23 protein-coding genes are annotated in these 20,638 nt (G+C 67.2%); 13 read left to right on the forward strand and 10 right to left on the reverse strand.

All coding sequences use genetic code 11. The annotated features are described in order from the left end of the window. Positions 1-8 precede the first annotated feature (8 nt). From BUR94_RS20130 to BUR94_RS20140, 3 genes are read right to left on the reverse strand one after another with little or no spacing between them, the layout of a single operon-like run. On the reverse strand, positions 9-584 hold the full coding sequence (locus BUR94_RS20130) for a DUF3859 domain-containing protein (RefSeq protein WP_074258214.1): 576 nt from the start codon (positions 582-584) through the stop codon (positions 9-11). Next, entirely contained in the window at positions 581-1,183 is a 603-nt protein-coding gene (locus BUR94_RS20135) for a DUF3859 domain-containing protein (RefSeq protein WP_084193230.1), read from the reverse strand. The genes BUR94_RS20130 and BUR94_RS20135 overlap by 4 nt, the downstream gene beginning before the upstream one ends. A 12-nt stretch (positions 1,184-1,195) precedes the next feature. Then, the gene (locus BUR94_RS20140; protein WP_074258216.1) at positions 1,196-2,794 is read right to left on the reverse strand and encodes a phosphoenolpyruvate carboxykinase; all 1,599 of its coding nucleotides are present in this window, start codon (positions 2,792-2,794) and stop codon (positions 1,196-1,198) included. A 353-nt stretch (positions 2,795-3,147) separates the two neighbouring features. Here BUR94_RS20140 and BUR94_RS20145 point away from each other — a divergent pair, with 353 nt between their 5' ends. The 7 genes from BUR94_RS20145 to BUR94_RS20175 all read left to right on the forward strand — a co-directional run bounded on the left by BUR94_RS20145 (position 3,148) and on the right by BUR94_RS20175 (position 8,665). Next, entirely contained in the window at positions 3,148-3,849 is a 702-nt protein-coding gene (locus BUR94_RS20145; RefSeq protein WP_074258217.1) for a response regulator transcription factor, read from the forward strand. A 107-nt stretch (positions 3,850-3,956) separates the two neighbouring features. After that, the gene (locus tag BUR94_RS20150) at positions 3,957-5,564 is read left to right on the forward strand and encodes a sensor histidine kinase (RefSeq protein WP_084193246.1); all 1,608 of its coding nucleotides are present in this window, start codon (positions 3,957-3,959) and stop codon (positions 5,562-5,564) included. Positions 5,565-5,611: 47 nt separating this feature from the next. After that, positions 5,612-6,076 (forward strand): HPr kinase/phosphorylase, encoded by a 465-nt coding sequence (locus BUR94_RS20155; RefSeq protein ID WP_074258219.1) that lies wholly within the window; start codon positions 5,612-5,614, stop codon positions 6,074-6,076. Positions 6,077-6,111: 35 nt separating this feature from the next. Next, positions 6,112-7,032, forward strand: coding sequence for an RNase adapter RapZ (gene rapZ / locus BUR94_RS20160; RefSeq protein ID WP_074258267.1), 921 nt, complete (start codon positions 6,112-6,114; stop codon positions 7,030-7,032). Further along, complete coding sequence (locus tag BUR94_RS20165) at positions 7,029-7,421, forward strand: PTS sugar transporter subunit IIA (protein ID WP_074258220.1); 393 nt, start codon at positions 7,029-7,031, stop codon at positions 7,419-7,421. Before rapZ ends, BUR94_RS20165 begins: the two co-directional genes overlap by 4 nt. 12 nt (positions 7,422-7,433) lie before the next feature. Further along, entirely contained in the window at positions 7,434-7,703 is a 270-nt protein-coding gene (locus tag BUR94_RS20170) for an HPr family phosphocarrier protein (RefSeq protein WP_074258221.1), read from the forward strand. Between the two features lie 56 nt (positions 7,704-7,759). After that, positions 7,760-8,665: a lysophospholipid acyltransferase family protein gene (locus BUR94_RS20175; RefSeq protein ID WP_139301375.1), complete on the forward strand. Its 906-nt coding sequence runs from the start codon at positions 7,760-7,762 to the stop codon at positions 8,663-8,665. A gap of 49 nt (positions 8,666-8,714) precedes the next feature. Here BUR94_RS20175 and BUR94_RS20180 read toward each other — a convergent pair whose 3' ends face one another. Next, on the reverse strand, positions 8,715-9,590 hold the full coding sequence (locus BUR94_RS20180; RefSeq protein ID WP_074258222.1) for a 3-hydroxybutyryl-CoA dehydrogenase: 876 nt from the start codon (positions 9,588-9,590) through the stop codon (positions 8,715-8,717). A 165-nt stretch (positions 9,591-9,755) separates the two neighbouring features. Here BUR94_RS20180 and BUR94_RS20185 point away from each other — a divergent pair, with 165 nt between their 5' ends. Beyond that, positions 9,756-10,589 (forward strand): DUF6473 family protein, encoded by an 834-nt coding sequence (locus BUR94_RS20185; RefSeq protein WP_074258223.1) that lies wholly within the window; start codon positions 9,756-9,758, stop codon positions 10,587-10,589. Between the two features lie 54 nt (positions 10,590-10,643). Here BUR94_RS20185 and BUR94_RS20190 read toward each other — a convergent pair whose 3' ends face one another. From BUR94_RS20190 to BUR94_RS20215, 6 genes are all read right to left on the reverse strand, one after another. Then, positions 10,644-11,570 (reverse strand): electron transfer flavoprotein subunit alpha/FixB family protein, encoded by a 927-nt coding sequence (locus tag BUR94_RS20190; RefSeq protein ID WP_074258224.1) that lies wholly within the window; start codon positions 11,568-11,570, stop codon positions 10,644-10,646. Further along, the gene (locus tag BUR94_RS20195; RefSeq protein ID WP_074258225.1) at positions 11,570-12,328 is read right to left on the reverse strand and encodes an electron transfer flavoprotein subunit beta/FixA family protein; all 759 of its coding nucleotides are present in this window, start codon (positions 12,326-12,328) and stop codon (positions 11,570-11,572) included. Before BUR94_RS20195 ends, BUR94_RS20190 begins: the two co-directional genes overlap by 1 nt. A 148-nt stretch (positions 12,329-12,476) precedes the next feature. After that, positions 12,477-13,049 carry a cob(I)yrinic acid a,c-diamide adenosyltransferase gene (locus BUR94_RS20200; protein ID WP_074258226.1) on the reverse strand — a complete coding sequence of 191 codons (573 nt, stop codon included), beginning with the start codon at positions 13,047-13,049 and terminating at the stop codon, positions 12,477-12,479. 1 nt (position 13,050) lies between these two features. Continuing rightward, positions 13,051-13,254, reverse strand: a complete 204-nt coding sequence (locus BUR94_RS20205) for a twin transmembrane helix small protein (RefSeq protein ID WP_074258227.1) — start codon at positions 13,252-13,254, stop codon at positions 13,051-13,053. Positions 13,255-13,311: 57 nt separating this feature from the next. Continuing rightward, positions 13,312-14,145, reverse strand: coding sequence for an SDR family NAD(P)-dependent oxidoreductase (locus BUR94_RS20210; RefSeq protein WP_074258228.1), 834 nt, complete (start codon positions 14,143-14,145; stop codon positions 13,312-13,314). Positions 14,146-14,189: 44 nt separating this feature from the next. Further along, positions 14,190-14,729, reverse strand: a complete 540-nt coding sequence (locus tag BUR94_RS20215; protein ID WP_175570510.1) for an SH3 domain-containing protein — start codon at positions 14,727-14,729, stop codon at positions 14,190-14,192. A gap of 213 nt (positions 14,730-14,942) precedes the next feature. On the opposite strand from BUR94_RS20215, the gene BUR94_RS20220 reads away from it, so the two are divergent. The 5 genes from BUR94_RS20220 to BUR94_RS20555 form a co-directional block, all read left to right on the forward strand. Beyond that, positions 14,943-17,267, forward strand: a complete 2,325-nt coding sequence (locus BUR94_RS20220; RefSeq protein ID WP_074258230.1) for a DNA topoisomerase IV subunit A — start codon at positions 14,943-14,945, stop codon at positions 17,265-17,267. A gap of 63 nt (positions 17,268-17,330) precedes the next feature. Continuing rightward, positions 17,331-18,572, forward strand: coding sequence for a DUF898 family protein (locus BUR94_RS20225; RefSeq protein ID WP_074258231.1), 1,242 nt, complete (start codon positions 17,331-17,333; stop codon positions 18,570-18,572). 32 nt (positions 18,573-18,604) lie between these two features. After that, positions 18,605-19,738: a M48 family metallopeptidase gene (locus tag BUR94_RS20230; RefSeq protein ID WP_084193234.1), complete on the forward strand. Its 1,134-nt coding sequence runs from the start codon at positions 18,605-18,607 to the stop codon at positions 19,736-19,738. Further along, positions 19,735-20,406: a hypothetical protein gene (locus BUR94_RS20235; RefSeq protein ID WP_074258232.1), complete on the forward strand. Its 672-nt coding sequence runs from the start codon at positions 19,735-19,737 to the stop codon at positions 20,404-20,406. The genes BUR94_RS20230 and BUR94_RS20235 overlap by 4 nt, the downstream gene beginning before the upstream one ends. Before the next feature lie 137 nt (positions 20,407-20,543). Then, positions 20,544-20,638, forward strand: a 95-nt coding sequence (locus BUR94_RS20555; protein WP_034866829.1) for a GTP-binding protein, incomplete at its 3' end; no start/stop codon positions are given.

The following is a 20,638-nucleotide window of genomic DNA, read 5'->3' on the forward strand; positions in this document are numbered from 1 at the left end:
GGGCGCGGTCAGGCCGGGTGGCGCGGGAGGGCGTTGAGGCTCAGCAGGCCCTCGGGGTCGCAAAGCTCCCTGGCGCCGGGGTAGGCCTCGGGCGGGACCACGGTGAAGGGGATGCGGTAAAGCAGCTCGCCCTCGTGGACGGCCTCCATCACCCAGGTGCCGGTCATCGCCTCGTAGGGAAAGTCGAAGCGGTAGAGGTGGGTGGAGAGCGCCTTGTCGGTGTAGCTGGCCTGCCAGCTCTGCTCGGTGGTGCCGGTGCCGTCGAAGGGCGGGTGGATCACATGGAAGATGGCCCCCGAGATGCTGACCCCGTCGGCGGCGCGGGCGCGGACGCCGAAGCCGAGGCCCAGCAGCGCGGGCACCACCTGGCCCAGCGGGGAGAGCTCGGGCGGCGTGTCGAACACGTCGACCCGGCCGCGCTCGGTGCCGGGTGCATCGAGGGAGCCCACGATCTCGACGGCGCAGTTGAGGCCATAGCTGACCTCGGCCATCAGCGCGTGGTTGATGTAGAGATCGGCGCTGGTTTCCTGCGCGGCGGCGGGCAGGGCGAGGGCGGTGGTGGCGAGGAGGGCGGCGCGGATCATGCCGGGCCCCCGTTGCGGGGCGCTGGCGCGCGGCCGAGAACCGGCGGCGTGTCGCACGCCGGCAGAGGGCCGTCATACGCGGCCTCGGGCACCACCTGGAAGGGCACGGAATAGAGCAGCTTTCCCTCCGCCTCTGCCTCCAGCCGCCACAGGCCGGGGGCGGCCTCGTGGGGCATGTCGAAGGTGTAGATATGGGTCATCGGGCTGCCTGCCGCAATGGAGGACGCGAAGGTTTGAACGGAGGTGCCGGTGCCCGCGAAGGGCGGGTGCAGGCTTCGGATGGTGACGGAAAGCGCCGGTGCGCCCTCCTGCGCCCAGGCGCGGACGCCGAAGCTGATGCCCAGCGCGGCGGGCACCACCCCGCCGGTGTCGAGGAACTGCGGCGCGCCGTCGAAGATGTCGACCCGACCGTTCTCGGTGCCCGGCGCGGCTTCGGAGCCGACGATGCGGAGCGGGCAGGCGAGGCCGTATTCGAGCGCGGCGATGCGGCTGTTGTCGAGGGTGACGCCCGCCTCGGCGGCGGCGGTGGCGGCGGACAGCAAGAGGGCGGCGAGGGCCAGCCCGGCCCGCACCGCCCCTGATCTGGCAAGGACCCGCATCAGCGGCCCCTGTCAGCCAATGGCGACGGCTTTCACGTCGTCGTCGATATAGGGATCATACTGGGCGAAGTTCTCGGCGAACATCTCCACGAGCTTCCTGGCCTGTGCGTCGTAGGCCTCCTTGTCGGCCCAGGTCGAGCGCGGGTCGAGCAGGGCGGCATCGACGCCGGCGACGGTCACCGGCACCTGGAAGCCGAAGTTCTCGTCCTTGCGGAAGGTGGCCTCGTGCAGCGAGCCGTCGAGCGCGGCGGTGAGCAGGGCGCGGGTGGCCTTGATCGGCATCCGGTTGCCGGTGCCGTAGGCGCCGCCGGTCCAGCCGGTGTTGACCAGCCAGCAGGTGGCGCCGTGGGTGTCTATCTTGGCGCGCAGCAGGTTTCCGTAGACCTCGGGGCGGCGCGGCATGAAGGGGGCGCCGAAGCAGGTGGAGAAGGTGGGCTCGGGCTCGGTCACGCCGCGCTCGGTGCCCGCCACCTTGGAGGTGAACCCGGAGAGGAAGTGATACATCGCCTGCGCGGGCGTCAGCCGGGCAATCGGGGGAAGCACCCCGAAGGCATCGCAGGTGAGCATGATGATGTTCTTGGGGTGGCCGCCGAGGGCGCTTTGGGAGGCGTTGGAGATGTACTCCAGCGGGTAGGCGCAGCGCATGTTGGCGGTGAGGCTGTCATCGTCGAAGTCGAGCTCCTTGGTCTCGGGATCGTAGACCATGTTCTCGATGACGGTGCCGAACATCCGGGTGGTGGCGTAGATCTCGGGCTCGGCCTTGGGGCTGAGGTTGATCGTCTTCGCGTAGCAGCCGCCCTCGAAGTTGAAGGTGCCGCGATCCGACCAGCCGTGCTCGTCATCGCCGATCAGCACGCGGTTGGGGTCGGCCGAAAGGGTTGTCTTGCCGGTGCCGGAGAGGCCGAAGAACACGGCGGCATCCACCGGGTTGCCCTCGGCGTGGTTGGCGGAGCAGTGCATCGGCATGATGCCGCGCTCGGGCAGGATGTAGTTGAGCAGGGTGAAGACGGATTTCTTGTTCTCGCCGGCATATTCGGTGCCGCCGATCAGGATCAGCTTCTTGTCGAGGTTCAGCGCGATCACGGTGTCGGAGCGGCAGTCGTGCCGGGCCGGGTCTGCCTTGAAGCTGGGGCAGTTGATCACGGTGTACTCGGGCACGAAGCTGTCGAGCTCCTCGCGGGCCGGGCGGCGCAGCATGTGGCGGATGAAGAGCGAGTGCCAGGCCAGCTCGGTGACCATGCGCACGTCGAGCCGCTGGGCCGGATCGGCCCCGCCGAAGAGATCCTGCACGAAGTAGTCGCGGCCCTTCATGTGCTCGAGCATGTCGGCGTGGAGCGCATCGAAGCCGGCCTCCGACATCGGGCGGTTGTTGTCCCACCAGATGGTGTTTTCGGTCGCCGCGGAGCGGACCACGTGCTTGTCCTTGGGAGACCGGCCGGTGAACTTGCCGGTGGTGCACAGAAACGCGCCGCCGATCCCCAGCTCACCCTCACCGCGCTTGATGGCCTCTTCGACGAGGACCGGCTCGATGAGGTTGTAATAGACGTTACCCAGGCCGTTAATTCCTTGATCTTCCAGGCGTTTGGCGGGGTTGACGCGTCCGATGGTCATCGCTGTTCCTTGCTCCTGAGGCAGGCTTCGATCTGGCTTTGGCTCCCGTCCGAGCGGGGCAGGAGCACCTCCCCGACCCGGGGGAAGTTCCGCCCCTATAACATGTCGTTTTTGCAATGAAACCGGCGCAGGCGCGGCGTTAGCGCAACCACCGGCAGTTTAACGCAAACATCCGCCCAGCGGAACGGATCGTGGCGGTGCAGTGATGCAAATTAGCCATTCGTTGGCACTTTTGCGGTTTAAATCATCCCGCGGGCCTGCGCGATTCGCACTTAGTGGTTGATTCCAAAGGTCCGATTCGGGATGTTGAGGCAAAATAAGGCCAACGAGCAGTAACAATAAGGAATGCAGGCATGTCGAGAATTGCCCTGGTCGACGACGACCGTAATATCCTGACGTCGGTTTCGATGACTCTGGAGGCCGAGGGCTTCGAGGTCGAGACCTACAACGACGGACAGACCGCGCTGGATGCCTTCAACAAGAAGCTGCCCGACATGGCGGTGCTCGACATCAAGATGCCCCGCATGGACGGGATGGACCTGCTGCAGCGGCTTCGCCAGAAAACCACCATGCCGGTGATCTTTCTCACCTCCAAGGACGACGAGATCGACGAGGTCCTGGGCCTGCGCATGGGCGCCGACGACTACGTGAAGAAGCCGTTCAGCCAGCGCCTGCTGGTGGAGCGCATCCGCGCGCTGCTGCGCCGGCAGGAAGTGATCGCCGGCGACGGCCCGACCGAGGCGGAGACCGCCCAGGTGATGGTGCGCGGCGAGCTGGTCATGGACCCGCTGCGCCACTCGGTGAGCTGGAAGGGCATGGACGTGTCGCTGACGGTGACCGAGTTCCTGCTGCTCCAGGCCCTCGCCCAGCGCCCCGGCTTCGTGAAGAGCCGCGACCAGCTCATGGACGTGGCCTATGACGACCAGGTCTACGTGGACGACCGCACCATCGACAGCCACATCAAGCGCCTGCGCAAGAAGATGCGGTCGGTCGACGACGAGTTCTCGGCGATCGAAACCCTCTACGGCATCGGGTATCGCTACAACGAAGAGTGAGGCGACGCGGTCAGGAGGCGGCCCCCGTGCGGGACACAAGCCAGAGATACGAGGCCGATGTCGTTCTCGGTGAGGACTGGGAAAGCCCCCAGCACGCCGATCACGCCATGCGCGAAAACCGGGCGCGTCGGGGTTTCCTGACGCTCAACCGGTCGCCGCTTGCCCGCAAGATCATCACCTTCAACCTGCTCGGCCTGCTGCTGCTGGTCGCAGGCGTGTTCTACCTCAACCCGTTCCGCGACAGCCTGGCGCTGCAGCGGGAAGCCGGGCTTCAGGCCGAGGCGCAGCTCATCGCCGATGTCTTCGAGGTGCAGCTGACCGGCGCGCCCGTGGCGCTCGACGCCAGCGGCGTGGATGTGCAGTCGGTCGTGGACGGGCTCGACCTGTCGTCGGGCGTGGAGGTCTTTGTCTTCGGGCAGGAGGAGACGATCCTCGGCTCCACTCTGGGCCGCGAGGCCGAGAGCGCGGTGACCCAGGCGCAGAAGGAGCGCCGCACCGTCATCACCGATTTCCTCAACGCGATCTGGGAGGGCATGTCTTCGATCTTCTCGTCGCAGCGCGCCGACATTCCCGACGTGGACGCGGAGGGGCTGGCCCGCGCCATGGTGGCCGATGCCGCCACCGGCCGGACCACGGTGCGGACCGGCTCCAACGCGGCGGGCGGCACGATCTTTTCGGTCGCCACGCCGGTGATTGCCGGCAACCAGGTGGTGGGCGTGGTGGCGATCACCTCGGCCCGGGGCGAGATCGACACGCTGGTGCGCTCGGAGCGCGAGCAGGTGCTGCAGATGTTCGTCATCGCCATCCTCGTCTCCATCGGCCTGTCTCTGCTGCTGGCCTCGACCATCGCCAACCCGATCGCCGACCTCGCCTCGGCCGCCGAGATCGGCCGCGAGCGCGGCGGGCAGAAAATGAGCCCCAACCGGGTGCGCATCCCCGACCTCACCGGCCGGCCCGACGAGATTGGCCGTCTCTCAGGCGCGCTGCGCGGCATGGTGGCGGCGCTATACGACCGGATCGACGCCAACGAGCAATTCGCCGCGGACGTCAGCCACGAGATCAAGAACCCGCTGGCCAGCCTGCGCTCTGCCGTCAGCTCGCTGCGGGTCGCCAAGCGCGACGACCAGCGCGCCAAGCTGCTCGACGTCATCGAGCATGACGTGCGCCGCCTCGACCGGCTGGTCAGCGACATCTCCAACGCCTCCCGGCTCGACAGCGAGCTGGTGAAGGAGGAGGAAGACAACTTCGACCTGCTGCGGATGCTGGGCAACCTCACCGAGTATCTCGGCGGCGAGGCGCAGCGGAAGGGCGTGGAGTTCATCACCGACGTGCCGAAGCAGCCGATCCGGATCACCGGGCTGGAGGCGCGGCTGGCGCAGGTCTTCGTGAACCTGATCACCAACGCACTCTCGTTCTGCGAGGAGGGCGACGCGGTGCGCGTCTGGGTGCGCCGCCGCGAGAACCGCGTGCTGGTGGTGGTTGAGGACACCGGCCCCGGCATCCCCGAGCAGGCGCTGACCAAGGTGTTCAACCGTTTCTACTCCGAGCGGCCCGAGGGGCAGTTTGGCGACCACTCCGGCCTCGGCCTTGCGATCTCCAAGCAGATCGTCGAGGCCCATGGCGGCGTGATCTGGGCCGAGAACATCCGGCCCACCCATGACGACATCACCTCCGAGCCGCTGGGCGCCCGCTTCGTGGTGGGCCTGCCCGTCTGACAGGCGTCACGCGGGGCCGGCCCGGAGGCCAGCGCAGGACAGACCCGATGGCCGGGCCGCACAAGACCGACGATCCCTTCTTTCACGCCACCGCCGTGGCCTTCGGGCGGCGCGGCGTGTTGATCCTCGGGCCCTCCGGCGCGGGCAAGTCGGCGCTGGCCGTCGAGCTGATCTCGCGCGGGGCGCGGCTGGTGGGGGACGACCGGGTGATGCTGTCGGGCGCAGGCGGCCTGCTGACCGCGCGCCCGCGCCCCGGCTTCGAGGGGCGCATCGAATGCCGCGGCGTGGGGCTGCTCACCGTGCCCTGGGTCGCGGAGGCCGAGATTGCCCTTGTGGTAGACGCCGGCCGCGAAGAGCGTGACAGGCTGCCGCCACCGCGCGAAATTCTTCTGTTCGGATGCAGTCTGCCCTTGCTTCACCGCGCGGCGGGGGCGCAGTTTCCGGCAGCGGTGCAGCTGATGATGACCCGCGGCACCCGAGACGAAGACCCGCAAGGCACCCCGCACCCGTGACCGAAACACCCGATCCTGACCTGCCGACCGGCACCCTGCCCCACGGCGCCGCCGTGCAGCGGGTGGTGCTGGTGACCGGCCCGGCGGGGGCCGGGCGCAGCACCGCGGTGCGGGTGCTGGAGGACCTCGGCTACGAGGCGATCGACAACCTGCCGCTCTCGCTGGTGCCGAGGCTGCTGGAGGGCGCGCCGCGCGGCGGGGCGCTGGCCCTGGGGATCGACAGCCGCAACCGCGAGTTCGACCCGCCGATGCTGCTGGAGCTGATCACCCGGCTCGACGCGCGGCCCGACGTTGCCCGCGAGGTGCTCTATCTCGATTGCGCGCCGGATGTGCTTCTGCGCCGCTACTCGGAGACCAGGCGGCGCCACCCGCTCGCCCCTGCCGAGAGCCCGGAGGCGGGGATCGCGCGCGACTTCGACCTGCTGGCCGGCATCCGCGAGGCGGCCGACGTGCTGATCGACACCTCCGACATGTCGATCCACGACCTGCGCGAGGAGCTGGACCGGCTGTTCTCGCTGGAGGCCACGGTGCGGCTCGGGGTGTCGGTGCAGAGCTTCTCCTACAAGCGCGGCCTGCCGCACGGGCTCGACATGGTGTTCGATTGCCGGTTCCTCGACAATCCGCACTGGGTGCCCGAATTGAAGCCGCTCGATGGACGCGACCCGGCGGTGGTGGCCCATGTCGAGGGCGATGCCCGCTTCAGCGAATTTCACAACCGCGTGCGGGGCCTTGTAGACATGCTGCTTCCGGCCTTTGTAGAGGAAGGCAAATCCCACCTGTCGATCGGCTTCGGCTGCACCGGGGGGCAGCACCGGTCCGTTGCCCTGGCGGAACGGTTCGGGAAAGAGCTTGCAGGTGCTGGGTGGCGCGTGTCTATTCGGCATCGGGAAATCGAAAGGCGGGCTGGGGCACGGACGGCGGAGCCGTCTGCCGCAGCTTTGGGGACTAGGGCTTGATCGGAATCGTGATCGTGGCGCATGGCGGGCTGGCGACGGAATACCTCGCCGCCGTCGAACATGTGGTTGGCCAGCAGGCCGGCATCCGTGCCATCACCATAGCGGCGGATTGTGACAGATCGAAGAAGCAGACCGAGATCTGCGAGGCCGCCGACGCGGTGGATGACGGTACCGGCGTGGTGGTGGTGACAGACATGTTCGGCGGCTCGCCCTCGAACCTCTCCCTGCTCGCCTGTCGACCCGAAAACCGCAAGATTCTCTACGGCGCCAACCTGCCGATGCTCGTCAAACTGGCCAAATCCCGCCACCTCAAGGTAGAAGATGCCGTGAACTGCGCCATGGCGGCGGGACGTAAATACATAAACAGCTACGACGGCGGTGTCGTCTGACGCGAAACGGGGATGTCGGTGCAAAGGTTGGAAATCGTGAACGAAAAGGGCCTGCATGCGCGGGCCTCGGCGAAGTTCGTGGAATGTGTGGAGCAGTTCGACGCGGAGGCCGAGGTGTCGAAGGACGGGCTCAGCACCGGGGGCGACAGCATCATGGGGCTTTTGATGTTGGCAGCGTCCAAGGGAAGCATTATTGAGGTCGAAACTCGCGGGGCCCAGGCCGAAGAGCTTGCTGCCGCGTTGGCAGAGCTGGTGGCCGACAAGTTCGGCGAAGGTATCTGAGAGTCGAGAGCGGAGGGGGCACGGACCTCTTGGTGGAAAGCTACCAGCCCAAGACGATGAGCCTGCGACGTCCGCGCCGCGGGCTGGACGTGGTTGCGGATCCGGCAACGCAGCCGGAATCGGAGGCGCTGAACGATGCGCCCTATGACCGCCGCCGCCTGAGCTATGCCAACACCTTCCCCAACCCGATCCAGGCCAATTTCATCCGGGTGATGGAATGGGCCACGGCCAAGCTGCGCCTGCTGCGGCTGATCCGCCGGTTCGAGGCGATGGGCGTGCCGCATGGTCAGGGGTTCTGGGCGCAGGCGCTGGGCGTGATGGGGATCAAGCTGACCACCCCGCAGGAGCAGATCGACAACATCCCCGAGACCGGGTCGCTGGTGATCGTGGCGAACCACCCGCACGGGCTGGTTGACGGCATGGTGCTGGCCGAGCTGATCGGCCGCCGCCGGACCGACTACAAAATTCTCACCCGCTCGCTGCTGACCGGGGTGGCCGAGATCGACGATTTCATGATCCCGGTGCCGTTTCCGCATGAGCCGGATGCGCTGGAGCGCAATCTCGAGATGCGCAAGAAGGCGATGCAGCACCTCGATGCGGGCGGCTGCGTCGTGCTGTTTCCGGCGGGCGAGGTGGCCTCTTCGAAAACCTGGTTCGGACCGGCGATCGAGAAGGAGTGGCACGCCTTCACGGCGAAGATGGTGCTGCGCTCCCAGGCGCGGGTGGTGCCGATCTACTTCCAGGGGCAGAACAGCCGCTGGTACCAGATCGCCAACCGGGTCAGCGCCGTGCTGCGCCAGAGCCTGCTGCTCTACGAGGTGCGCCACGCGCTCAACAAGCCGCAGGCCCCGGTGGTGGGTGCCGTGATCGACCGCGAAGAGATCGAGGCGCGCAAGGACAACCCGCGCGGCTTCATCACCTGGCTGCGCGACGTGACCCTGGCGCTGAAGCCGGCCAAGTAGAGGTCTCAATGGAAATCCCGCAGGGCGGCAGGATCCTTGTGAGGATCCGTCAGCGCGTGGGCACCGGCTCCTCGCCGCGATAGTCGTAAAAGCCGCGCTGGGTCTTTCGGCCGAGCCAGCCGGCCTCGACGTATTTGGTGAGCAGCGGGCAGGGGCGATACTTGGTGTCGGCCAGCCCGTCGTGCAGCACGTTCATGATGGCGAGGCAGGTATCGAGCCCGATGAAATCGGCCAGCTCGAGCGGGCCCATCGGGTGGTTGGCGCCGAGCTTCATGGCCATGTCGATCGACTTCACGTTGCCGACGCCCTCGTAGAGCACGTAGACCGCCTCGTTGATCATCGGCATCAGGATGCGGTTGACGATGAAGGCGGGAAAATCCTCGGCCGAGGAGGCCGTCTTGCCGAGCCTCTCCACCACCCTTGCACAGGCCTGGTAGGTGGCCTCGTCGGTGGCGATGCCGCGGATCAGCTCGACCAGCTGCATCACCGGCACCGGATTCATGAAGTGGAACCCCATGAACCTTTCGGGCCGGTCGGTGCGCGAGGCGAGCCGGGTGATGGAGATGGAGGAGGTGTTGGAGCTCAGGATCGTGGTGGGCTTGAGGTGCGGCACGAGGTCTTCGAAGATGGCGGTCTTCACCGTTTCGCGCTCGGTGGCGGCCTCGATGATCAGGTCCGACGGCCCGAGATCGGTGAGGGTGAGGGTGGAGGAGATGCGGCCCAGGGCGGCATCGCGCTCCTCGGCGGTGATCTTCTCGCGGCTGACCTGGCGATCCATGTTCTTGCGGATGATGTCGAGCGCGCGGTCGATCGCCTCCTGCTTGATGTCGTTGAGCTTGACGTCATAGCCCGCGAGCGCAAGCACATGGGCGATACCGTTGCCCATCTGGCCCGCACCGACCACGCCGATGGTCTGGATCTCCATGTCATGCACTCCGCTTTTGCTGTTGCGGCGAGATTAGGGAGGCGGTGCATCCGCAGCAAGGCCCGGAGGGCAAAGAAATATCGGTCGAATTCGAAACTTTAGCGAAATCGAAAGGGCCATCGGGCAGGGTCTCTTCCGGGTGAAGAGAGTTTGTGAGGTGGTGGAATGACCTTTGATTCAGCGGGTCAGAGTGCCCTGGATTATCTGCATTGCCGGTATGGCCAATCGCGGCTGCTGTTCCGCGGGCCCCGGCGCAAGCTGGAGGGTTGCTATGCGGCCTTCTTCGGCGGCACCGAGACCTATGGCAAGTTCGTGGAAGAGCCCTTTCCCGAGCTGGTCGAGGCGGCGACCGGCACGCGCTGCGTGAACTTCGGCTGCCTGAACGCGGGCGCGGATCTTTACGTGAACGATCCGACGCTGATCGACGCCGCCGCGCGGGCCGCCGTGACGGTTGTGCAGGTGATGGGGGCGCAGAACATGTCGAACCGGTTCTACGCGGTGCACCCGCGCCGGAACGACCGCTTCTTGCGGGCCTCCAGCCTGATGAAGACGGTGTTCCGGGAGGTGGATTTCACCGAGTTCAACTTCACCCGCCACATGCTCGCGACGCTGCACCGGGTCAGCGCGGAGAAATACGCGATGGTGGTGGAGGAGCTGAAATCGGCCTGGGTGGCGCGGATGCAGACGATGCTCGCCAAGATCCCCGGCAAGGTGGTGCTGCTCTGGGTGCACGACCGGCGGGAGCGGTGCCGGGACGAGGTTCATGACTGCCTGGGCAACGATCCGCTTTTCGTGGAACCCGAGATGGTCGAGCAGCTGCGGCCGAAGCTCGCGGCGGTCGTGGAGGTGACGCCCAGCGCGGCGGCCTGGCGGGCGGGCACTGCGGGGATGGTCTTTACCGAGATGGAGGCCCCTGCCGCCGAAGAGATGCCCGGACCTGCGGTGCACCAGGAGATTGCCGAGGCGCTGGCGCCCGAGATCGCCCGGCTGATGAAATAGCAAAAGGCCCGCCGGGGGAGGCGGGCCTTTCGGTTCTGGTTTCGACCGGGCCGGTCAGAGCTTTTCGATCAGCTCCGGGACGGCGGTGAAGAGGTCGGCCACCAGGCCGTAGTCGGCAACCTGGAAAATCGGGGCCTCCTCGTCCTTGTTGATCGCGACGATGACCTTGGAGTCCTTCATGCCGGCGAGGTGCTGGATGGCCCCGGAGATGCCCACGGCGATGTAGAGCTCGGGCGCGACGACCTTGCCGGTCTGGCCCACCTGCCAGTCGTTCGGTGCGAAGCCCGAGTCGACCGCGGCGCGCGAGGCACCGACGGCGGCACCAAGCTTGTCGGCCAGCTTTTCGATCAGGGCGAAGTCCTCTTCGGAGCCCACGCCACGGCCGCCCGACACGACGATGCCGGCGGAGGTCAGCTCGGGGCGGTCGGAGGCGGCCACCTTGTCTTCGACCCACTCGGACAGGCCGGGATTGTCGACGGCGCCGATGGTCTCCACGCTGGCCGACCCGCCGGAGCCGGCGGCGTCGAAGGTGGAGGTCCGGAAGGTGATGACCTTGGTGGCGTCTTTCGACTTCACCGTCTGGATCGCGTTGCCGGCGTAGATCGGGCGCTCGAAGGTGTCGGCGTCGACCACGGCGCTCACATCGGAGAGCACCATCACGTCGAGCAGGGCGGCGACGCGGGGCATCACGTTCTTGGCGTCGGTCGTGGCGGGGGCCACGATGTGGCTGTAGTCGCCGGCAAGGCTGACGATCAGCGCGGCGGTGGGCTCGGCGAGGCGGTGGCCCAGGGAGGCATCCTCGGCGACCAGCACCTTGGCCACGCCCTCGATCCTGGCGGCTTCCTCGCCCGCGGCGGAGGCGGAGGCCCCGGCGCAGAGCACAGTCACGTCACCCAGCGATTTGGCCGCCGAGACGGCCTTGGCGGTGGCATCGACGGAAAGTTGCCCGTCGGTCACTTCGGCAAGCAGCAGAACGGCCATCAGACGACCCCCTTCTCTTTGAGTTTGGCCACCAGCGTATCGACATCGGGCACGATCTCGCCGGCCTGGCGGGTCTCGGGCTCGGAGGTCTTCACCACTTCAAGCCGCGGCGAAACGTCGACGCCGTAGTCGGCGGCGGTCTTCTCGTCGAGCGGCTTTTTCTTGGCCTTCATGATGTTGGGCAGCGAGGCGTAGCGCGGCTCGTTCAGGCGCAGGTCCACGGTGACGATGGCAGGCATCTTCACCTTGATGGTCTGGAGGCCGCCGTCGACCTCGCGGGTCACCACGGCATGCTCGCCCTCGATCTTCACCTCGGAGGCGAAGGTGGCCTGGCTCCAGCCCAGCAGGGCCGAGAGCATCTGGCCGGTGGCGTTCATGTCGTTGTCGATGGCCTGCTTGCCGGCCAGCACGAGGCCGGGCTGCTCCTCGTCGATCACCGCCTTGAGGATCTTGGCGACGGCGAGCGGCTCGATGTCCTGGTGCACATCGTCGGCGGCGATCACGAGAATCGCCCGGTCGGCACCCATGGCGAGCGCGGTGCGGAGCGTTTCCTGCGCCTGTTTCACGCCGATGGAGACGGCCACCACCTCTTCGGCTGTCCCGGCCTCCTTCAGGCGGATCGCCTCTTCGACGGCGATCTCGTCGAAGGGGTTCATCGACATTTTCACGTTGGCAAGATCGACACCGGAACCGTCCGACTTGACCCGGACCTTCACGTTGTAGTCGATCACCCGTTTCACAGGCACAAGCACCTTCATGGGGGGTCTCTCCTCGCGTCATGGGCGGCGGAACCGCCCGGAATGGGGCATGGTTAGCGGGTTGAGCGCCGCGCTTACAGGGCAAAATCGACGCAATCCGCCGAGCCGACGCCGCGTTTTACGACGTTAGCGCTCGCAATTCCGGCCTCTAGCGGCTCGCGCCGGGCACCCAGAGCACATCTTCGCCGCCATTGGCCACGCGAGCGGCGACGAAGAACCAGTCGGAGAGGCGGTTCAGGTAGCGGATGGCGATGGTGTTCACATCGCCCGGTTCGGCCTCGGCCAACTCGGTGGCCAGCCGCTCGGCGCGGCGGCAGGTGGTGCGGGCAAGGTGGAGATGGGCCGCGAGCGGCGAGCCGCCGGGCAGGATGAAGCTGCGCAGCGGCTCGAGCCCCTTGTTCATCATGTCGATCTCCGTCTCCAGCCGGGTGACCTGGCTCTCGACCATGCGCAGCGGCGGGTATTCGGCGGCGTCGTCCTCGGCGAGGCCGGGGCGGCAGAGATCGGCCCCGAGGTCGAAGAGGTCGTTCTGGATGGTGGCGAGGCGGGCATCCATCGCGCCTTCGGCGTGCAGACGGGCGATCCCCACGACCGAGTTCAGCTCGTCGGAGGTGCCATAAGCCGCCACGCGCGGCGCGTGCTTGGCCACGCGGGCGCCGGTGCCGAGCGCGGTATCGCCCTTGTCGCCGGTGCGGGTGTAGATCTTGTTCAGGACAACCATGTCAGCCTCCCCGGCGCAGCCAGACGAAGAGCAGGATCAGCACGATGGCCACCGCCTGCGCACCGATCCGCCAGCGCATCACCCTGTTGGCATGTTTCTTGTTGAAGTCGCCGCCCTTGGCGAAACCGCCGATGCCGAACAGCAGGATGCCGACCACGACGAGGCAGGCGACGGCGACGAGGATGAAAAGCGGATCTTGCAGCATCGGTCTCTCCGGTTTTGCCCCATGTAGCCCTGCGGGCGGCAAAAGCGAAGGGGGGCTTCAGATCTTGCGAATCGCCCAGTCCTGCACGCGGGTCGGCAGCAGGCGCTTGGCGATGGCCATGATGTGGGTGGGCGTGGTGATGCGGTAGCGGGCGCGGGGGCGGCGGGCGGTGAGGGCCTTCAGCACCGCTTTGGTCACCGCCTCGGGGCCAAGCTCGAAGGGGTCGGGCTTGCCTTGACGCTTGTAGAGCTGGTCGAGCAGTTCGCTCTCGTATTGCGCGCGGCGGGGCGAGGCCTTCCAGTCCACCCATTGCTCGAACTTGGCGATGGCGTTGCGGCGGAACTCGGTGCGGATCGGGCCGGGCTCGATCAGCACCACGTCGATGCCGGCGTCCGACATTTCGAGGCGCAGCACGTCGGAGAGGCCCTCGAGTGCGAACTTGGAGGCGACATAGGGGCCGCGCCAGCGCATAGCCATGAAGCCGAGCACGGAGGAGCAGTTGAGGATGCGGCCGTGGCCCTGGGCCCGCATGGCGGGCAGCACGAGGCGGGTGAGGGTGTGATAGCCGAAGAAGTTGCTCTCGAAGAGGTCGCGCAACCCGTCGGTGGGCACATCCTCCAGCGGGCCGACGAGGCCGTAGGCGCCATTGTTGAAGAGCGCGTCGAGCGTGCCGCCGGTGGCCGCGAGCACCCCGGCCACGGCGGCCTCCATGCTGGTGGTATCCTGATGGTCGAGCAGGTGGCTCTCGAAGCCTTCGGCGCGGAGCCGGTCGACATCCTTTTGCTGGCGGCAGGTGGCGAAGACGCGCCAGCCGGCGGCGCGCAGCCCGTGGGCGGCGTCGTAGCCGATGCCGGTGGAACACCCGGTGATGAGGATGGACTTCTGGCTCATGGCGCCGGGATGCCCCGCCGCCGGGCGGGGCGCAAGGGGCGAGATCAGCCCTGCGGCACTTCGCGGAGGAAATCGCCTGACATGAAGCCCTCTTCGCCGTCGAGCAGGATCCGGGCCCAGCCGTTGCCTTCGTAGCCGAGGATCTCGACCTCCTGGTTTTCGACGACCTGGCCGATCACGCCGTCGGCGGTGGAGGGGCCGGAGCGCACGTTGACGCGCTGGCCGAGCACGACCCCCACGGTGGTGAGCTCCAGCGCATCGACGGGCGCGGGGCCGGCGTCATCGCCTTCGTCGGCGGGAAGTTCGGCAAGGGCGGCCTGCACGGCGGCATCGGTCGCGGTGCCGAGCGAGGCCTGGAGCACGGGCTCTGCCTGCGGCGCCTCGGCCTGCGCCTCGGCGGCGGTGGCGGCGAGGATGGCCGGGTTTTCCTCGGCTTTGGTCACGGTTTCGGCGAGGGACTCGGTCTGGGCTTCGAGCGCGGCCAGCTCATCGGTGGTGATTTCGGGGTCGTCGGAGCCCATTGCCACCTCGGGGCCTTCCCCGACCAGCACCATCGACCCGAAAATCAGGGCCAAGAGTGCCACGACCATCTTCAACAAGCCCCGCGCGCCCATCGCACCCTCCGCTCAACCTTGCAGGTCAATCAATTCGTGTCACAACAACTCCACTATAGCGTGAAGCGTTCCATGCGGCCATGCTCTTAGCAGAACTCAAAGCGCTTCGAGTACCCTTGAGTCAGCTCTGCGGCAGATCGCTTTCGCTTTACCGCCTGTCGTGGCTTCGGTATCACATCATCTATGGATAACGAGGCAGACACCCCCAATATCGAGCCGAAAGAACGGGCCGAAACGTTACGTCGGGCCATCGGCGAACGGTATCTCACCTATGCGCTCTCGACGATCATGCACCGGGCGCTGCCCGATGCGCGCGACGGGCTGAAGCCGGTTCACCGGCGAATCCTTTACGCGATGCGGCGGCTGCGGCTGTCGCCGACCGGGGGCTTCTTGAAATCGGCCAAGATCAGCGGCGACACGATGGGGGATTTTCACCCCCACGGGAACCAGGCGATCTACGACGCGATGGCGCGGCTCGCGCAGGATTTCGCGGTGCGCTACCCGCTGGTCGACGGGCAGGGCAACTTCGGCAATATCGACGGCGACATGCCGGCGGCCGAGCGCTACACCGAGGCGCGGATGACCGCCGCCGCCGAGGCCTTGATGGAAGGGCTGGACGAGAACACCGTCAACTTCCGCGACAACTACGACGGCCGGTTGCAGGAGCCCGAGGTTCTGCCCGCCGCCTTTCCGAACCTGCTGGCCAACGGGTCGAGCGGGATTGCGGTGGGTATGGCCACCAACATTCCGCCGCATAACATCGACGAGCTGATCGGGGCCTGTCTGCACCTGCTGAAGACGCCGGATGCCCGCGACGACACGCTGCTGAACTACGTGAAGGGCCCGGACTTTCCGACCGGGGGCGTGATCGTGGAGCCGCCGGAGAGCATTGCCGAGACCTATCGCACGGGCCGTGGCGCGATTCGGCTGAGGAGCCGCTGGCAGGTGGAGGATCTCGGGCGCGGGACGTGGCAGGTGGTTGTCACCGAGATCCCCTACCAGGTGCAGAAGTCGAAGCTGATCGAGAAGATCGCCGAGCTGATCCAGCTGAAGAAGCTGCCGATCCTCGCCGATGTGCGCGACGAGAGCGCCGAGGACATCCGGCTGGTGCTGGAGCCGCGCTCCAAGAACGTGGACCCGGAGATCCTGATGGGGATGCTCTTCCGCAACACCGACCTGGAGGTGCGGTTCAGCGCCAACATGAACGTGCTGATCGACGGGCGCACGCCCAAGGTCTGCTCGCTGAAGGAGCTGCTGCGGGCCTTCCTCGACCACAGGCGGGACGTGCTTCAGCGCCGCTCGCAGCACCGGCTCGACAAGATCGACGCCCGGCTGGAAGTGCTGGAAGGCCTGATGATCGCCTTCCTCAACCTCGACCGCGTGATCGACATCATCCGCTACGACGACGAGCCGAAGCGGGCGCTGATGGCGGAGGACTGGTCGGTCAAGCACCGCCGCGCCACCGACGAGCGCGACTACGTGAGCCCGATCGGCCCCGGCACGCCGGAGGAGCCGCAGGACGGGCTGACCGAGGTGCAGACCGAGGCGATCCTCAACATGCGGCTGCGCAGCTTGCGGCGGCTCGAGGAGATGGAGCTGAAGAGCGAGCAGGACGCGCTGATGAAGGAGCGCGCCGAGCTGCAGGATCTGCTCGACGACGAGGGCCTGCAGTGGGGCCGGATCGGCGACGAGCTGCGCAAGGTGCGCGACGACTTCGGCGCGAAGTCGGAGGGGGGAAAGCGGCGCACGACCTTTGCCGATGCCGCCGACGTGGAAGACGTGCCGATGGAGGCGATGATCGAGCGCGAGCCGATCACGGTCGTCTGCTCGCAGATGGGCTGGATCCGGGCGATGAAGGGTCATATCGACCTGAGCCAGGAGCTGAAGTTCAAGGACGGCGACGGGCCGCGCTTTGCCTTTCATGCCGAGACCACCGACAAGCTGCTGCTGCTGGGGGCGAACGGGCGGTTTTATACCCTCCCCGGGTCGCAGCTACCCGGCGGGCGCGGCATGGGCGAGCCGGTGCGGCTGATGGTGGACCTGCCGAACGAGGCGGAGATCGTGACGATCTTCTCCCATGTGCCGGGTCAGAAGCTGCTGCTGGCCTCGTCGGCGGGCGACGGCTTCATCGTCAACTCCGACGAGGTGGTGGCGCAGACCCGCGCCGGCAAGCAATCGCTGAACGTGAAGGATGGCGTGGTGGCCCGTGTCTGCCGCCCGGTGAGCGGCGATCACGTGGCCGCGGTGGGCGACAACCGCAAGGTGCTGGTCTTCGCGCTCGACGAGCTGCCGGAGATGGCGCGCGGAAAGGGCGTGCGGTTGCAGAAGTTCAAGGACGGCGGGCTTTCGGACGCGGTGACCTTTGCCCTGGAAGACGGCCTGAGCTGGAAGGACCCGGCAGGCCGGACCCGCACCGAAACCGACCTGGCCGAATGGATCGGCAAGCGCGCCTCTTCGGGCCGCATGGCACCACGGGGCTTTCCGAGAGACAACAGATTTACCGATTGAACGTCATGATTTCGCCCGATCCGTCCCGCTAAGAGGGCCGGGCATTAAAACGAGGGAACAGGAATGGCTTACACTGAGGCACCGCTTGTAGAGGACGATGTGCTGAACGGCGCATATCGGGGAGAGGGTGGCCGACTGTTCTGGCTTGCGCTCGGCACCGGGATGCTCACGCTGCTGACGCTGGGGATCTACCGGTTCTGGGCCAAGGCGCGCATCCGCCGCTACCTGTGGAGCGCCACGGCGCCCGGCGGCAACCCGTTCGAGTACACCGGCACCGGGCTGGAGAAGTTTCTGGGCTTCCTGGTCGCGGTGGTGATCCTGGCGGCCTACCTCGGCATTCTCAACGTGATCCTGCTGTTCCTCGGCTTTTCCTTCATCCTCGGGGGCGACCCGAACGACCCGGAGGTGATCTTGCGGCAGATCGTGGTGATCTATGCCAACCTCTTTGCGCTGATCCCGCTGATCTACTTCGCGCAGTACCGCGCTCGGCGCTACCTGCTCAGCCGCACCCGCTGGCGCGGCGTGCGCTTCGGCGCCGAGAAGGGCGCCTGGGGGTACACCTGGCGGGGGTGTCTCTTCACCCTGCTCGGCATCGTCACCCTGGGCCTGCTCTCGCCGCTGGCGACCTTCAAGCTGGAGAAATACACTTGGGACCGCACCTGGTACGGGGATGCGAAGTTCACCCAGGGCGGGAAGTGGACGAGCCTCTACCGCGCGATGCTGCACATGATCATCGCCATCGCCATCTTCATCGGCGCCGTGGTCCTGATGGCGATGGACGAGAACCTCGCCCTGCTGGGCTTCGTGCTGCTCTTCGTGGGCTACATCTGGCTCCTGATCGGCGTCATCTACTACCAGGTTCACGCCTGGCGCATCCTCGCGGCGCACAAGGAGCTGGGCGACGGCATCCGCTTTCGCTCGCTGCCGCGCACCGGCACGATCATCGGCACCTATATCGTGGGCAGCATCGCGGTGTCGCTGCTGACGGCGATTGCGCTGATCCCGCTAGGCTTTTTGATCGCGGGCTTCGCGCAGGCCCTGGGTGGCGGCAATCCGAACGATCTCTTCGGCAGCCCGCAGGGGGTGGTCTTCATTGCCCTGGTCGCCTTTGCCTATATCTTTGCCATCGTCTTTGCCGGCGCGCTCACGATGGTCTTCATCACCCAGCCGATCCTGCGGCACTACGTGGAGGAGACCACCGTGATCGGGGCGTCGAAGCTCGACATGATCCGCCAGCGGGTCGGGGATGAAGTGGTCGACGCGGAAGGCTTTGCCGATGCGCTCGACGTCGGGGCGGCCTTCTAGGCCGCGCCGCAGCAACAAGGAGCCTGTGCCCCGTGGCCGATCCGACCCCGCCCCTCCCGGCCTTCGCCGTCGCGGCCCGCTACTTCGACGGGCAGAGCGCGGGGGCGCGGGTGGTGCGCGGGGTGGCCGAACAGCTGAAGGGGCGGCTCCAGATCATCGACGAGGAAAGCGGGCGGCTGCTGGCGGAGTGGCCGCTCGAAGACCTTCGGATGATCCGAGATCCGGGCTTCGGGGATGGCATCGTGTTCTTCCGCGAGGGCCATGACGAGGCCCGGCTCAACATTGCCTCGGCGCAGGATGCCGCCGCGCTGGAGGCGGTGGCGCCCAACCTGCGCAGGGTGGAGGTGGCCAGGGGCACCTGGCGCAAGGTGCTGGTCTGGAGCGGGGGCGCCGTGGCGGCGCTGCTGCTGTTGCTCTTCGTGATCCTGCCCACCCTGTCGGACCGGCTGGCCGCCCTGATCGACCCCGAGCAGGAGGAGGCGATCGGCCTCACCGTGCTGGGCCAGGTCGAGCGGATGCTGGGCAGCCACAACGGATCGGGCTTCTGCTCCACCGCCGCAGGCGATGCGGCGCTGGCCAGGATGACGGAGCGGTTCACGCAGCACTTGGACCTTGCCTATCCGCTGAAGGTGAAGGTGATCCGCAACCCGATGGTCAACGCCTTTGCCGCGCCCGGCGGGCATGTGGTGATCGTGTCGGGCCTGCTCGACAAGGCGGACACGCCCGAGGAGGTCGCAGGCGTGCTGGCCCATGAGATCGGCCATGTCGCCAACCGCGACCCGCTGCGGCTGACCCTGCGCACCGCAGGCACGGCCGGGATCATCGCCATGGTGCTGGGCGATTTCGCAGGCGGTGCGGTGGTGGTGCTGGTGTCGGAGCAGATCATGCAGGCCAGCTACACCCGCGATGCCGAGGCCGGGGCCGATGCCTTTGCCCATGAGCTGCTCGGCAGGGCGGAGCTCCCCAGCGCCGATATGGCGCGCTTCTTCGAAAAGCTCCGCGACCGCTACGGCGATGTCGATGGCGCGATGGAATACCTTGCCAGTCACCCCAACTTGGCCGGGCGGGCGATTGCCGCGCGCGAGGCCGATACCCAGACCGACGGCGCCTTCGAGCCGGTGCTGACGGATGCGGAGTGGGATGCGCTGAAGGCGATCTGCAAGTGAGGCGGGCGCTCGCGCTGATCGCGCTGCTGGCCGGGTGCTCCCCGGTGGCCGATCTCGAGGAACCGGTGGTGCCGATCGGGGCCTTCAGCCTGGGGCATGCCGTGGTGGTTGCCGAGGGGGCCTCGAAGATTCCGCCGTCGCGCGAGGCCGCTGCCGAGGAGTGGCAGGCCGCGCTGGAGCAAGCGCTGATGCAGCGGTTTGGCCGGTTTGAAGGCGACCAGCTCTATCACCTTGCGGTGAAGGTCGACGCCTATGCGCTCGCCGTGCCGGGCGTGCCGGTGGTGCTCTCGCCCAAGTCCGTGCTGCGGCTTCAGGTCTCTGTCTGGGATGATGCGGCGGGCGGCAAGATCAATGCCGAGCCACGGGTGTTTACCGTGTTCGAGCGGCTCTCGGGCGAAACGGTCGTGGGCTCGGGCCTGACCCGGACCCGCGAACAGCAGATGGCGCAGCTCTCGGCCAATGCGGCGCGGCTGATCGAGGCCTGGATGCGGGAGAACCCGGCCTGGTTCGCGCCGCGCGCCGCCGCCGCTGTTGCCGCACCGACGGAGATCGGAGAGGTGCTGATCGAGACCGCGCCGCTGGACCCGCCCGCCGCCGCCCCGCCGGGGGCCGCCAGCCGGCCCGGCGTTTCGCCCGATATCGGCAGCGTCATCACCCCGGCCCAGTAGCGGTTCCGCCCGCTGCGCCGCGCGTGAAGCCCTTGAGGCCAAAGGGCGCTTGATTTTTCTCCCTTGCCCGCGTAGGCACCCGCCCATGCAAATCCCGGGGCCACGGTCGGCCCCCCGAAACAGAGGCGCCAAGGACGATGGCTAAGGAAAAGTTCGAACGCAACAAACCGCACGTGAACATCGGGACGATCGGGCACGTTGACCACGGGAAGACGACGCTGACCGCGGCGAT

The organism is Vannielia litorea (assembly GCF_900142295.1).
GTDB lineage: Bacteria > Pseudomonadota > Alphaproteobacteria > Rhodobacterales > Rhodobacteraceae > Vannielia > Vannielia litorea.

Coding starts and splice junctions, on each gene's coding strand:
- BUR94_RS20210 (WP_074258228.1), bottom strand. CDS start 14,145: ATGAGCCAGAAGTCCATCCTCATCACCGGGTGTTCCACCGGCATCGGC.
- BUR94_RS20190 (WP_074258224.1), bottom strand. CDS start 11,570: ATGGCCGTTCTGCTGCTTGCCGAAGTGACCGACGGGCAACTTTCCGTC.
- BUR94_RS20150 (WP_084193246.1), top strand. CDS start 3,957: ATGCGCGAAAACCGGGCGCGTCGGGGTTTCCTGACGCTCAACCGGTCG.
- BUR94_RS20205 (WP_074258227.1), bottom strand. CDS start 13,254: ATGCTGCAAGATCCGCTTTTCATCCTCGTCGCCGTCGCCTGCCTCGTC.
- BUR94_RS20175 (WP_139301375.1), top strand. CDS start 7,760: ATGAGCCTGCGACGTCCGCGCCGCGGGCTGGACGTGGTTGCGGATCCG.
- BUR94_RS20155 (WP_074258219.1), top strand. CDS start 5,612: ATGGCCGGGCCGCACAAGACCGACGATCCCTTCTTTCACGCCACCGCC.
- BUR94_RS20170 (WP_074258221.1), top strand. CDS start 7,434: ATGTCGGTGCAAAGGTTGGAAATCGTGAACGAAAAGGGCCTGCATGCG.
- BUR94_RS20220 (WP_074258230.1), top strand. CDS start 14,943: ATGGATAACGAGGCAGACACCCCCAATATCGAGCCGAAAGAACGGGCC.
- BUR94_RS20185 (WP_074258223.1), top strand. CDS start 9,756: ATGACCTTTGATTCAGCGGGTCAGAGTGCCCTGGATTATCTGCATTGC.
- BUR94_RS20225 (WP_074258231.1), top strand. CDS start 17,331: ATGGCTTACACTGAGGCACCGCTTGTAGAGGACGATGTGCTGAACGGC.
- BUR94_RS20195 (WP_074258225.1), bottom strand. CDS start 12,328: ATGAAGGTGCTTGTGCCTGTGAAACGGGTGATCGACTACAACGTGAAG.
- BUR94_RS20145 (WP_074258217.1), top strand. CDS start 3,148: ATGTCGAGAATTGCCCTGGTCGACGACGACCGTAATATCCTGACGTCG.
- BUR94_RS20135 (WP_084193230.1), bottom strand. CDS start 1,183: ATGCGGGTCCTTGCCAGATCAGGGGCGGTGCGGGCCGGGCTGGCCCTC.
- BUR94_RS20180 (WP_074258222.1), bottom strand. CDS start 9,590: ATGGAGATCCAGACCATCGGCGTGGTCGGTGCGGGCCAGATGGGCAAC.
- BUR94_RS20130 (WP_074258214.1), bottom strand. CDS start 584: ATGATCCGCGCCGCCCTCCTCGCCACCACCGCCCTCGCCCTGCCCGCC.
- BUR94_RS20200 (WP_074258226.1), bottom strand. CDS start 13,049: ATGGTTGTCCTGAACAAGATCTACACCCGCACCGGCGACAAGGGCGAT.
- BUR94_RS20140 (WP_074258216.1), bottom strand. CDS start 2,794: ATGACCATCGGACGCGTCAACCCCGCCAAACGCCTGGAAGATCAAGGA.